14 protein-coding genes are annotated in these 11,983 nt (G+C 26.8%); 1 reads left to right on the top strand and 13 read right to left on the bottom strand.

Annotation, left to right across the window (positions count from 1 at the left end; translation table 11 throughout):
- Window positions 1–248 precede the first annotated feature (248 nt).
- The 6 genes from ACEXNK_RS13530 to ACEXNK_RS13505 all read right to left on the bottom strand — a co-directional run bounded on the left by ACEXNK_RS13530 (window position 249) and on the right by ACEXNK_RS13505 (window position 4,022).
- Window positions 249–551: a PTS sugar transporter subunit IIBC gene (locus ACEXNK_RS13530; RefSeq protein WP_373599078.1), complete on the bottom strand. Its 303-nt coding sequence runs from the start codon at window positions 549–551 to the stop codon at window positions 249–251.
- A 189-nt stretch (window positions 552–740) separates the two neighbouring features.
- The gene (locus ACEXNK_RS13525; protein ID WP_373599077.1) at window positions 741–950 is read right to left on the bottom strand and encodes a hypothetical protein; all 210 of its coding nucleotides are present in this window, start codon (window positions 948–950) and stop codon (window positions 741–743) included.
- A 124-nt stretch (window positions 951–1,074) separates the two neighbouring features.
- Window positions 1,075–1,458 carry an aspartate 1-decarboxylase gene (gene panD, locus ACEXNK_RS13520; RefSeq protein WP_373599076.1) on the bottom strand — a complete coding sequence of 128 codons (384 nt, stop codon included), beginning with the start codon at window positions 1,456–1,458 and terminating at the stop codon, window positions 1,075–1,077.
- Complete coding sequence (gene panC, locus ACEXNK_RS13515) at window positions 1,449–2,321, bottom strand: pantoate--beta-alanine ligase (RefSeq protein WP_373599075.1); 873 nt, start codon at window positions 2,319–2,321, stop codon at window positions 1,449–1,451. Before panC ends, panD begins: the two co-directional genes overlap by 10 nt.
- Window positions 2,322–2,334: 13 nt before the next feature.
- The gene (gene panB / locus ACEXNK_RS13510; protein WP_373599074.1) at window positions 2,335–3,162 is read right to left on the bottom strand and encodes a 3-methyl-2-oxobutanoate hydroxymethyltransferase; all 828 of its coding nucleotides are present in this window, start codon (window positions 3,160–3,162) and stop codon (window positions 2,335–2,337) included.
- Between the two features lie 2 nt (window positions 3,163–3,164).
- Complete coding sequence (locus ACEXNK_RS13505) at window positions 3,165–4,022, bottom strand: Rossmann-like and DUF2520 domain-containing protein (RefSeq protein ID WP_373599073.1); 858 nt, start codon at window positions 4,020–4,022, stop codon at window positions 3,165–3,167.
- A 288-nt stretch (window positions 4,023–4,310) separates the two neighbouring features.
- On the opposite strand from ACEXNK_RS13505, the gene ACEXNK_RS13500 reads away from it, so the two are divergent.
- Window positions 4,311–5,087: a CPBP family intramembrane glutamic endopeptidase gene (locus tag ACEXNK_RS13500; RefSeq protein ID WP_373599072.1), complete on the top strand. Its 777-nt coding sequence runs from the start codon at window positions 4,311–4,313 to the stop codon at window positions 5,085–5,087.
- 51 nt (window positions 5,088–5,138) lie between these two features.
- On the opposite strand, the gene ACEXNK_RS13495 is transcribed toward ACEXNK_RS13500, so the two are convergent.
- The 7 genes from ACEXNK_RS13495 to nrdG all read right to left on the bottom strand — a co-directional run bounded on the left by ACEXNK_RS13495 (window position 5,139) and on the right by nrdG (window position 11,978).
- The gene (locus tag ACEXNK_RS13495; RefSeq protein ID WP_373599071.1) at window positions 5,139–5,567 is read right to left on the bottom strand and encodes a MarR family winged helix-turn-helix transcriptional regulator; all 429 of its coding nucleotides are present in this window, start codon (window positions 5,565–5,567) and stop codon (window positions 5,139–5,141) included.
- A gap of 109 nt (window positions 5,568–5,676) precedes the next feature.
- Window positions 5,677–6,426: an MBL fold metallo-hydrolase gene (locus tag ACEXNK_RS13490; protein WP_373599070.1), complete on the bottom strand. Its 750-nt coding sequence runs from the start codon at window positions 6,424–6,426 to the stop codon at window positions 5,677–5,679.
- A gap of 29 nt (window positions 6,427–6,455) precedes the next feature.
- Window positions 6,456–6,929, bottom strand: coding sequence for a glutathione peroxidase (locus ACEXNK_RS13485; protein WP_373599069.1), 474 nt, complete (start codon window positions 6,927–6,929; stop codon window positions 6,456–6,458).
- A 239-nt stretch (window positions 6,930–7,168) separates the two neighbouring features.
- The gene (locus ACEXNK_RS13480; RefSeq protein WP_373599068.1) at window positions 7,169–8,536 is read right to left on the bottom strand and encodes a cation:dicarboxylate symporter family transporter; all 1,368 of its coding nucleotides are present in this window, start codon (window positions 8,534–8,536) and stop codon (window positions 7,169–7,171) included.
- A 441-nt stretch (window positions 8,537–8,977) separates the two neighbouring features.
- Complete coding sequence (gene rpsD / locus ACEXNK_RS13475; RefSeq protein WP_373599067.1) at window positions 8,978–9,577, bottom strand: 30S ribosomal protein S4; 600 nt, start codon at window positions 9,575–9,577, stop codon at window positions 8,978–8,980.
- Window positions 9,578–9,997: 420 nt separating this feature from the next.
- Window positions 9,998–11,347 carry an MATE family efflux transporter gene (locus ACEXNK_RS13470; protein ID WP_373599066.1) on the bottom strand — a complete coding sequence of 450 codons (1,350 nt, stop codon included), beginning with the start codon at window positions 11,345–11,347 and terminating at the stop codon, window positions 9,998–10,000.
- Window positions 11,348–11,474: 127 nt separating this feature from the next.
- Window positions 11,475–11,978, bottom strand: a complete 504-nt coding sequence (gene nrdG, locus ACEXNK_RS13465; RefSeq protein ID WP_373599065.1) for an anaerobic ribonucleoside-triphosphate reductase activating protein — start codon at window positions 11,976–11,978, stop codon at window positions 11,475–11,477.
- Window positions 11,979–11,983: the final 5 nt, after the last annotated feature.

Genomic DNA, 11,983 nt, shown 5'->3' with positions numbered 1-11,983 from the left:
TAATTAACCTACTGTTTAATTTTCAAAGTTCATTTTGTGTTTTTCGTTTTGCCCTTTTCTTAAGGACAAGTAATACTATACTATCATTTTAATTCTAAGTCAACACTTTTTTAAAATTTAATTTTATTTTTTTATTTTTCTTATTGTCATAATATACTATAACGCCAATTGAACAGTTCTACATCAATTAGATTTCTATAAGAATACAATAAAAAGTCATATATATATTATATATGACTTTATTTAAATTAATTGTTTAAGTCTTCTATTATCTCACTTATAACTTGATTAGCATTATTTATTACAATCTCTGGTTCAACTTCGTAATATTCAACATCTATAAATCTTTCTATATTTATTATATCTTCTATTCTTCTATTTAAAGAAAATAATACACATTCAGATGACTTTATATCTTGTTCCTTAATTTCATTTTCTATAGTATCTCTAGTTTGAATTTCATATATAACTTCATACCCTAATTTATTAGCTTCTTCTTGTAATTTTTTCGCACAATCTATATCTTCACATATAACAGCTATATTTTTCATACTTTACACCTCTCACAAATTACTTTTTTAATTAATTATATTTTTATATTATATCATTTTAATATATTACTATATTAATTTGCATAAAAATTTAAATAACTATTATATATTATAAAATTTCTATATTTTGTAGTAAATATAATTTCTTAAATATAAAAAAGGATACTTTTAATAAAGTACCCTTTTCTTTTAATCCATATCTATATCTATATTATTATTTTTTTCATAAAAAATTCGAAGAGCTATTATTATAGCATTGGAGAACGTAAAAGTTATAGCTATCAATTTAAAAATAGGTTCATTTGCTACATGTAAATTACCACTAAAATACATATATATATACGCCATGAAAAATACAATAGCTGTGTTTAAAATAATCTTTGAGATATCTTTTAACAATATACCTAATCCCCCTAAATATTTTTTTATATCTTAATTATATTATATCACATCTAAATGTCATTTTCATAATTTTCTAAAAATTCTTTTTCTATACTTTTATTTTATCTCACAAATATTTAGCTTAATCTAGTAGCCCATGTTTTTCATAAGTTGCTATCTTTTCAACTTTATTATTTTCATCCACTAAAACAACATTAGGTTTATGTTTTTTTACTTCGTTTTCATCTATATTACAGTATGCCATTATTATTATTTTATCTTTAACTTGCACGCACCTTGCCGCTGCACCATTCAAGCAAACAATACCTGATCCTTTTTCTCCTGCTATTACGTAAGTTTCGAATCGATTACCATTATTAATATCTACTATATGTACTTTTTCATATTCTAATATCCCTGCTGATTCCATTAATTCTTCATCTATAGTTATACTTCCTACATAATCTAATTCAGCTTGAGTAACTGTTGCTCTATGAATTTTTCCTTTCAACATACTTAGTAGCATAATATATTCTCCTTTTTATTTGAACTATATGTAAAATTGTCTATTAGCCTAGTGTTTCCTATAAATACTGCAATAGCAATAAGAGTATTATTTTCTACTATATTTACAGGTTCCATAGATTCACCATTAACTATATTTATATAATCTATTTTTGCTAGTGGTTCTGCCTTAATTTTATTTGAAATACAATGTATTATATATTCACTACTTAGCTCTCCACTTAAAATCATATCTTTAGCTTCTTTTAAAGATTCATTTAAAATTCTAGCAGCTATTCTCTCTTTTTCTGTTAAGTATGAATTTCTAGAACTTTTGGCTAATCCATCTGCTTCTCTAACTATAGGACACCCTATTATATCAATATCTATATTTAAATCTTTCACCATTCTCTTAATTATAGCTAGTTGCTGTGCATCCTTTTCTCCAAAATATGCTTTATCTGGAGTTATTATATTAAATAATTTATTAACTATTGTACAAACCCCTCTAAAATGTATAGGTCTACTTTTTCCACATAGTTCTTTGGATAAATCTTTTACTTCTATAAATGTAGAAAAGCGTTCACCATATATTTCTTCTGAACTGGGTGTAAATACTATATCAACATTTAGATTTTCACAAATCTCACTATCTCTTCCAATATCTCTTGGATATGTCGATAAATCTTCATTTTCTCCAAACTGAGTAGGATTTACAAATATACTTACTACTACTTTATCATTTTGATTTTTTGATTTTCTTATAAGACTTTCATGTCCATCATGTAAATAACCCATAGTTGGTACAAGCCCTATACTTAGACCTTCATTTTTCCAAGCTTTAACATGAGTCTTCATTTCATCTATATTTTTTATGATTTTCATATATCAAACTCCCTTAATATAACTTTTCTATAATATTATCGTCAATTTTAAATCCATGTTCCTCAGTTGGAAAATCTCCTCTTTTTACTTCATCTATATAATTTTTAAATGCATCCTTCATTTTAATTCCTAAACTTTCATATTTCTTCACAAATTTTGGTGTGAAGTCACTAAACATACCTAACATATCTTGATATACAAGTATCTGCCCATCGCAATCTTTACCTGCTCCAATCCCTATCGTCGGTATATTCACTTTTTCTGTAATTACAGTAGCAAGTTTAGATGGAACTCCTTCTAAAACTATAGCAAATGCACCTGCTTTTTCTACCGCTAAAGCATCTTCTATAAGTCTTTTTGCAGCTTCTTCACTTTTACCTTGAACTTTAAACCCTCCAAAAGCATTTACAGACTGAGGGGTTAATCCTATATGCCCCATTACTGGTATAGAAGAGTTAACAATAGCTTTAATTTGCTCATATACCTCTAGTCCACCTTCTAGTTTTATAGCATGTGCTCTTCCTTCCTTTATAAGTCTACCTGCATTTACTACAGCATCATATACAGAAGTTTGATAAGACATAAATGGCATATCAGCTACAACTAAAGTGCTTTCAACACCTCTAGAAACTGCTTTTGTATGATGAATCATATCTTCCATTGTAACGGATAATGTGTCTTCATATCCTAAACAAACCATTCCCAATGAATCTCCAACCAATATGCCATTTATCCCACAACTATCTATTAGTTTAGCCGTTGAATAATCATACGCTGTAAGCATTGTTAACTTTTCTTTGTTTGCTTTAGCGTTTTTAAAACTTATAATAGTATTTTTCATTCTTATTCCTCCAAATATTTTTGAATTTTTTCATAATCCCTAAATTCATTTTTTTGTTTAGCTAATTTCAATAAATTCATAGATAAAACTTTATATAAAATTCTTTCATCCTCATCTAAAGCATCACAATGATTTTTTATAGTATTTAAGTCCCCTCTTTCAATAGGCCCAGTTAAGCTTTTAATAGTTCCTTGCTCTTTTATATTTTTTAAGTTTAATTCTATTAATGGATATAACGCTTTAATAGCATCTTCATCTGTAAAACCACATAAATTTAAATTTTGTATACTGTTGTGTACTAATGGAATCATTAAATTACTTACACTTACACAAGATTGGTGATATAACACTTTATCAAATTTAGAAATAATACCTACGTTATTTCCAAATGATTCAAATAAGTTTTTTATGTAACTTATATATTTTTCATCACCTTCAATTGTTATAAATGCTTTAGAAAGATTTTTATAAGAATTATATTTATCTGAAATTGCTAATATTGGGTGAATAGAATAACCATGTGCTCCATAGTTTTTTATATCCGAAAAGACGAGTGAAGAAATCGCTCCACTACAATGACATATTATTTTATTATTAATAGGAAAGCTTTTTAGATTCTCCCATACAGACTTTATCTGTGAATCAGGAGTAGTGATTAGTATAATATCACATTTTTCTACTAATTTGCTTAAATCTTTATATTGTTTGGTATCAGTAAAAGTTGAAGCTTCTTTAGAAGAATGCTCTCTTTTGCTATAATACCCTACTACATTTTCGTTATTTTCTTTTAAGTATTTTCCTAGGGAAAAACCTACTTTTCCCGCTCCTATAAATCCAATTTTTATAGTTATCACCTCCATTAGAGTGTGATACTAATCAGTCTCATTCTAAAAGATATGAGCTATCCTAATAATAAAATATAAGTTAAAACTTTTATTGGTGCAGTTTAATTAAAATACCACCCACAAATACTGTAGTATTGTTTATTTTATTTGTCAACTGTACTTCGTATTATTTAGAGTTAATATCTTTTTAATATATTTAATCTTTTATAAATTTAAATATATTTGTTTAGCATTGTCTTCTTATGTATATATTGATATTATTACAATATATTTCATACTCTTTATAGACTTGGAGGTTTTAAAATGAGTATAAGCAAAGATCTCAAATATTTTTTCTTAACAATTATAGTTATTTGTACTATCGCTTTTAGTGTAACTATTCCTCTTACACAGTTAGGTATATTAAAATATGGTTCTCCTATATTTATGATATTTTATGGTTTATCTGGATACTCCCCCGCTATAGCCGGTATATTAGTAACTAAAAAATTTTATTCTAAGTCAGATTTTAAGAATTTTTTAAAAAGTTGTATAAATTTAAAAAGAAGTTTTAAAGAATATATGTACGTTATAATAACTGCTTTAATTTTATGGACAGTACCTTATTTCGTAATAAATTTTTTCGATACTACACAAGCAATGTTAAATTCTCCACTAATATTTTTAAGTTGGATTACTCCAGTTATGATTTTAGGTGGAGGTTTAGAAGAGATCGGTTGGAGAGGTTTTTTACTTCCTAAATTATTGGAAAAATATTCGCTTATAAAAAGTTCTTTAATTATAGGTGTTATATGGTCATTTTGGCATCTACCATTATGGTTTATAGTTGGTTCTCCTCAACAAGATACAAACTTTATTCCATTTGCTTTAAGTTGTATAGCTTCATCATTTGTTTTAACATTTATATATATACAAACTAACAGTATTTGGCTATGTATCTTATTCCATGCTTTAGATAATGCATGCTCTTATGTATTCAATTTTTCAGTTGATATGAATATAATTATATCTCTAGCAACTGCATTAGTTGGATTTGCTATTTTATATATTTCAGATAAATCTATTAGAACTAAACTATAATAAAAAATACTATACTCGTTATAACGAGTATAGTATTTTTTATTATAGTTATTAATCTAATATATTTAAAACGTAATCTAATTCTTCCTTTAATTTTAAAGCTCTTTCTTTTTCTATTCCTAAAGAACAAAAAGCCTTCATTGGAACTTCTTCCATTTCTTCTTTTAACGCTCTTCCTTTGTCTGTTAATTCAACAATAACTACTCTATCATCTTTTGGATCTCTATATTTTTTTACTAACTCCATCTTTTCTAATTTTTTGATAAGCGGTGTTAATGTTCCAGAATCTAAATGCAATTTTTTTCCTATTCCTTTAACACTTATTTTTTCTTCTTCCCACATTACCATCATAGTAAGATATTGAGTATAAGTTATATTATATTCATCTAATATAGGTTTATACCTTTTTATTATTTCTCTCGAAGTGGCATATAGCCTAAAACACAACTGTTTATCTAGTTTCAAATTGCTCTCGTTCATAACGCCTCCTAATATAATGTCTCATCTATATTTTATATATCTATCTACTTATTTACTTACACCTATTAGGATATTATCGCATTATTAAAATTTAAACAATACTTTTAAACTATAATTTTATAATCTTTTTATCTTTTAATGAATCTATACTTTCTTGTGAATGAGTTGATAAGTATACAGTATTGTTTTGCTTTATAAATTCTCTTACCTTATTTAAAGTTTCTTTAGCTGCATCTTTATCTTCCATAACTACAGATAGATGATTATCTATTAAAGCCTTGTCTGTATAAGTTACATCTCCATGTATCATATAGTGTAAGTTTTCATTTTTAACCAATATAATTGAATTCCCTTTAGTATGTCCTGGTGCAGGTACCATGTATATATTTTCTACTATTTCTTCACTCTTATCGAAGTTTTCATATTTTCCACTTTCAAATTTAACTCTTTGTATATTATCCCCCTTCAATCCCATTGAATCAGCTTCTATTTCGGATATATAAATTTTTGCATTTTTAAATAATCTCAATTCACCAGTATGATCTGGATGCTTATGTGTTACTAATACTTTATCTATATCTTCTACCTTATACCCTATATTTGATAGTGCCATTTCAAAGTCAGCTATTTTTTCTCCTGTATATAACATTTCATCCGGTTTTCTTTCTGGTTCTTTCATTTCTTTTGGTAGCCCTGTATCAACCAATATAATTTCTTCTCCTGTATCTATTAAATAATTTTGTAAACTTGCAGGATATGTTTTATTCATATCTATAAGTTCTTTATCCATAGATCCTCCAAATGCAAATACTTCTTTCATAAATCCATTTTTATAAAATTCTAATGCTTTAACTTTCATATTATTTCTCCTTTATTTTGTATATTTATCTATTTAATTAATTCTTCTATATCTTTTTTTATTTTTTTTGGTAAAGTAGTAGGCGCATATCGCTTAACTACATTTCCATTTTTATCTATTAAAAACTTAGTAAAATTCCACTTTATATCACTTTTTAAGAAACCTTTAGCTTCACTTTTTAAATACTTATATAATGGATGAGCATTTTCTCCATTTACATCTATCTTTTCAAATATAGTAAATGTAACTCCGTAGTTTATCTGACAAAAGTTGTTTATTTCATCACTGTTTTCTAGTTCTTGATTTTTAAATTGCCCACATGGAAACCCTAAAATTTCAAAACCTTGATTATTTAAATCTTGATATAATTCCTCTAGTTCTTTAAACTGAGGAGTCAATCCACATTTACTAGCCGTATTTACAACTAATACAACTTTATCTTTGTACTCATTCATACTAATTTCTTTTCCTCGTATGTTTATTGCAGAAAATTTGTAAAACATCTCATCTCTCTTTTCAATTTTATAAAATTCAATTTTATAAAATCTTTTTTTGTTGAGTTAATTATATATTTATTAAGAAGTGTTGTCAATGTTTTTTCAAAATTTAATTTTATACATTCTCTATATATTAAATAAATATTTTTATAAAAACAGAAAGAGAGCGAATAATTTTTTATTATTCGCTCTCTCTATCTTTGTAATACTATTATTAATTTGTAAATTTTATTTTCTATTTAAACTTATTTTATTGAATCTTTATCTATCTCATCAAAAGAATTAGCAACCGCTATAGTTGATGCCATACTTCCGTTGACATTAAGCATAGTACGCCCCATATCTAATATCGGATCTATAGCAATTATACCTCCTAGTAATGGGAAATATGCCCCCATTCCCATACCTGATATAACTACTGAAACAGACATAGTAGCAGTCCCTGGTATTCCAGCAATTCCTAAAGAACTTATAGTTATTACTATTAATAGCATAACGTAAAAGCTAAAATTCATAGGTGTTCCTGACATATTTGCAACAGTTACAGCCATTAATGCTGGATATATACCTGCACATCCATTCATACCCATATTAGCCCCTAAGCTTCCTACGAAACTAGATATCCCCTGATCTACTTTTAAATTATCTGTTAGAGTTTCTATCGTTACAGGTAAAGTTCCTAAACTAGATCTTGACGTAAATGCTAATATAAGTGGTTTTGATGCATTTTTTAAATATTTTATAGGATTTACCCCATTAATAGCTATTATTATTAGATGTATAACAAACATTATAGCAACACTTACATATAATGCTATTATAAAATCTAAGACATCTAATATAGAAGTTATACCTCTATCAATTATCGAAGTTGCCATTAATGCAACTACAGCATAAGGCATTAATTTTATAACTGTTATAGAAACACTTATTATTATTTTATAAAATGCTTCAACTAAATCAACAAAAGGTTTTATAGTATCCGCATGTTTTTTACTAAGTCTTTTTATTGCGATTCCTATAAATGCTGCAAATATAACTATTGCTACTACATTAGCTTGTGCCATAGCATTCACAGGATTTGAAGGTAATAACCCTCTTAATGTATCTACTATAGGTGTTACCTCTCTTATTTCTCCAGTATGATTTATAACTTCTTGCCCAACACCTAAGTTAAATAAATTCCCTACTATTATTCCTATAGTTGCAGCGATTGCTGTAGTACCTAACAGCATAAATACTGTTCTTGCTGTTAATTTGCCTAAGTTTTCGCCATCTTTTAAGTTCATTATTACTCTTACAATAGATACAAATACTAAAGGCACTACTAGCATTTTTAATAAATCCATAAAACCATACCCAAATAGTCCATACCATTTAGATACCTCAGTCAACCAAGTTACTTTTGTAGGATCACCTGGAAATCCTGCTATGAATTGAATTAATAATCCTAATCCAACCCCCATTACTATTGATGCTATCATCAATTTAGTAAAGTTTAGTTTTTTGCTTAGTTTTTTAACTATAAAAAATAGTCCTACTAAGATTCCTATTGATAACACAGTTAATACATTAGTTACCATAAGAAATTCTGAAAAAAATGTGTAATTCATGTTGTCCTCCTTATACTTTTGGCAAAGTTAAAGGCTTTGCTTGTTTATATGTACATACTAGGTTATACCATCAAATAATTTTTGTATATTGGTATTATTTGGAATATTTCAAATTCTAAATCACTTATAGATAATATCTATAAGTAATGTAAGATTAATCTTACATTAAATTGTATAAATCTGTGTAAATATCCTATAAAGTTAGCATCATACTCCTATGATTTGCCTATATAATAGATATTTTAAATTCGCTTTTCTATACTTACTATCGATAATTTCTATAGTAAGTTCCAAATAATTTAACTTTAAATATTTCTATTGATTTAATATTTCTATTTTTATTTTATAGAAAACTTAATGTAGTAAATACAAAAACTAAAAAGTGTAGACGTAAAATCGTCTACACTTCAAAAGTAAATTAATAATAATTCTATTTACTTTTTACTTAAGCTTAGAATAATATTCTACAACTAAAATATCATTTATTTCTATTGGAACTTCATTTCTTTCAGGAATTTTTGTAAGAACACCTGAAAAATTATCCATATCCTTACTTAAGTATGGATATTGGCTAGTAGCATTCATTTCAAAACTTTCTTTAAACATAGTATTCTTTTGAGATTTTTCTCTTAACGATATAACTTCGCCTACTGATACTCCATAAGAAGGTCTATCTACTTTCTTACCATTTACTAAGATATGACCGTGCACAACCATTTGACGTGCTTGTCTTATAGAACTTGCTAATCCCAATCTATAAACCAGGTTATCAAGTCTACACTCTAGCAATTGAACTAAAACAGTACCTGTTTCATCATTAGATTTAACAGCTTTTTTTACATAGTTTGAAAATTGTTTTTCTAAAACTCCATAATAAGCTCTTAATCTTTGTTTTTCAAGTAATTGCAATCCATAAGGTGAAAGTTTTTTATCTGCTCTAGAAGTACCTCTAGCCGCTCTGTCCATCGCTTTAGGATGTCCACATACATTTAGTCCTAGTCTTCTACATTGTTTAAATCTAGGTCCCATCATTTTTGCCATAATTATCATCTCCTATAAAATCAGAAATTTGCCGCGATAACTTTAAGCCTGTTTATACTATATCATATTTTTCAATCGTTGTAAATGACTTTCATTATCAATAAAAAAGTCACGAACACATCGTGACTTTTTTGAAGAAGTTTATTAATATTTTAGATTAAGTTATGAGTGTAAATAATTTGGCAATAAAATTTCTAAATACTTCGCTATATTTTTAAGTAACGGTCATTTCACTTTAAAATATAATTAGCGTGCTTAAAAGCTTCAGAATTCTAGGTACATCACCAATCCGTAGAGAATCTCAGTGATTTCTCTATCTGAAATAAGTATAACATAGAAATATATTTTTGTAAATGAAAATAAATATCATTTTCATTAATTGCGTAAAAAAACTATTAGTAATCACTAATAGTTCCTTTATTATATTTCTTGTTTTACTAATTTATTTTCAAACTCTTCATTATTTCTTTTTAACATATACATACCTATAACTAGTGTTATACATTCTGCAAATGGCACAGTAAGCCATACTCCGTTTATACCTATTAACATAGGAAGTATAATTATTCCTGATATAATAAATACAATACCTCTACTAGCTGCTATTACTATAGACTCTTTTGCTTTTCCTATAGATGTGAAATATCCAGAGTTTATTATATTAAATCCATTTAGTATAAATGAAAACGCATAAATTCTTGATCCACTTACAGCTAAATTAACTATATCTACATTTTCTCTTGCAAATAAAGATATTAGTTCTCTTCCAAACAGATATAATGTAATAAATAATATAACTCCTACTATTAAATTTACTTTTAAAGCAAGTTTCAAAGTATTGTTTAGCCTTTCATAATTTTCATCTCCATAATTGTAACTTATTATAGGTCCTATACCATCTGATATTCCAAACATAACCAAAGTTCCAAATTGACCTATATAGTTTATAGTCGTAAATGCCGCAACCCCAGCTTCTCCCGCTATATTCATAAATGTTATATTGAATATATATGCAGTAGTTGCTGTAGCTATAGATGTTACACCTTCTGAAGATCCATTGTATACCATGGGTATAATTACTTTTTTATCAAAATTACCTTTAAATAAATTTACAATATTCTTCTTGTTTAACATAGGTACAGAAACTATAATTAACCCTCCTACATAAGCTAATCCTGTAGCATATGCAGCTCCTTGTATGCCTAACTGTAACTCTTTTACAAATATAAAATCTAAACTTACATTTATAATAACACTAAGTATCATCCCTTTTAAATACAGCTCTGGTTTTCCTATCAATCTGTCTGTAAATCCGAATAAATACATTAAAGACATTATCGGTGCAAATAAGGCTATTGATTTTGTATATGTTGATACCCCTTCTAATAATACTTCATTCGCTCCCAATATATCAGCTATTTCCTTACTAAAACATACACCTAATATTAAAATTAATGTAGATACTATAAATGTACATATAAATGCTGTTCTAAATATATCTTGAGCTTCTTTTATTTTACCTTCTCCTAGTTTTCTACCAATAAAACTTATACACCCTATACAAATTATCATAGTCGACCCTATTATAAGTTGCATAAAAGGCTGAACTATATTGATACTCGCAAGTGCATTTGGTCCTACAAAATTACCAACAAACATTCCATCTATCATAGTTTGCGCACCAGCTATAACCATGGAAATTACCGCAGGCATAGAAAATTTAATAAATAACTTTGATATTTTCTCTGTTCCTAATATATTTTGCTCCATATTATCACCTCCGAATATATTTACTTATTTTATAATAAATAAAAAAATATAAAAATCTATTACTTTCATACATAAAAAACTAGCCTAATGCTTTTAGTAAACATCAGACTAGTCTTAAAATCAAGATTTAACTTAATTTATATAGTATTACAGTATCATTTTCTAAGTATTGTTTTACATCTATTACTCTTTGATTTGAAGATCCTCTTAATTTTATTGATAAGTTTTTATTTTCTTCTTCAAATTTACCATCAACTAATATATCTATATAATTTAATATTTCTTTTTGAGTATTATTAAAGTTTTCTATATTATAACCTGTCCATAAATATATAATTTTTTCTGGATAATTGCGTTTAAATTCTTTACATAAATTTATTACACCTTCAATATTTTCAGGACATAGAGGTTCTCCTCCTAATATAGAAAGATCTCTCTTTATATTATTCTTATTTATATTTGTCAAAATATAATTTAAATCCTTATCAGTGAACTCTTTGCCACTATTATAGTCCCACGTCTCTTTGTTAAAACACCCTTTACAATGATGCGGACATCCTTGTGTCCAAAAAGACATTGTTATTCCTAATCCATTTGCTATATCATTATCTTTTATCTTAGAAAATCTCACTTTTA

The sequence above is a fragment of the Paraclostridium bifermentans genome, assembly GCF_964259345.1.
GTDB lineage: Bacteria > Bacillota > Clostridia > Peptostreptococcales > Peptostreptococcaceae > Paraclostridium > Paraclostridium bifermentans_B.
Note: the sequence above shows the minus strand (reverse complement) of the source record. Positions and strands in the feature narration are given on the sequence as shown.

Coding starts and splice junctions, on each gene's coding strand:
- ACEXNK_RS13530 (WP_373599078.1), bottom strand. CDS start 551: ATGAAAAATATAGCTGTTATATGTGAAGATATAGATTGTGCGAAAAAA.
- panD (WP_373599076.1), bottom strand. CDS start 1,458: ATGCTACTAAGTATGTTGAAAGGAAAAATTCATAGAGCAACAGTTACT.
- panC (WP_373599075.1), bottom strand. CDS start 2,321: ATGAAAATCATAAAAAATATAGATGAAATGAAGACTCATGTTAAAGCT.
- panB (WP_373599074.1), bottom strand. CDS start 3,162: ATGAAAAATACTATTATAAGTTTTAAAAACGCTAAAGCAAACAAAGAA.
- ACEXNK_RS13505 (WP_373599073.1), bottom strand. CDS start 4,022: ATGGAGGTGATAACTATAAAAATTGGATTTATAGGAGCGGGAAAAGTA.
- ACEXNK_RS13500 (WP_373599072.1), top strand. CDS start 4,311: ATGAGTATAAGCAAAGATCTCAAATATTTTTTCTTAACAATTATAGTT.
- ACEXNK_RS13495 (WP_373599071.1), bottom strand. CDS start 5,567: ATGAACGAGAGCAATTTGAAACTAGATAAACAGTTGTGTTTTAGGCTA.
- ACEXNK_RS13490 (WP_373599070.1), bottom strand. CDS start 6,426: ATGAAAGTTAAAGCATTAGAATTTTATAAAAATGGATTTATGAAAGAA.
- ACEXNK_RS13485 (WP_373599069.1), bottom strand. CDS start 6,929: ATGTTTTACAAATTTTCTGCAATAAACATACGAGGAAAAGAAATTAGT.
- ACEXNK_RS13480 (WP_373599068.1), bottom strand. CDS start 8,536: ATGAATTACACATTTTTTTCAGAATTTCTTATGGTAACTAATGTATTA.
- rpsD (WP_373599067.1), bottom strand. CDS start 9,577: ATGGCAAAAATGATGGGACCTAGATTTAAACAATGTAGAAGACTAGGA.
- ACEXNK_RS13470 (WP_373599066.1), bottom strand. CDS start 11,347: ATGGAGCAAAATATATTAGGAACAGAGAAAATATCAAAGTTATTTATT.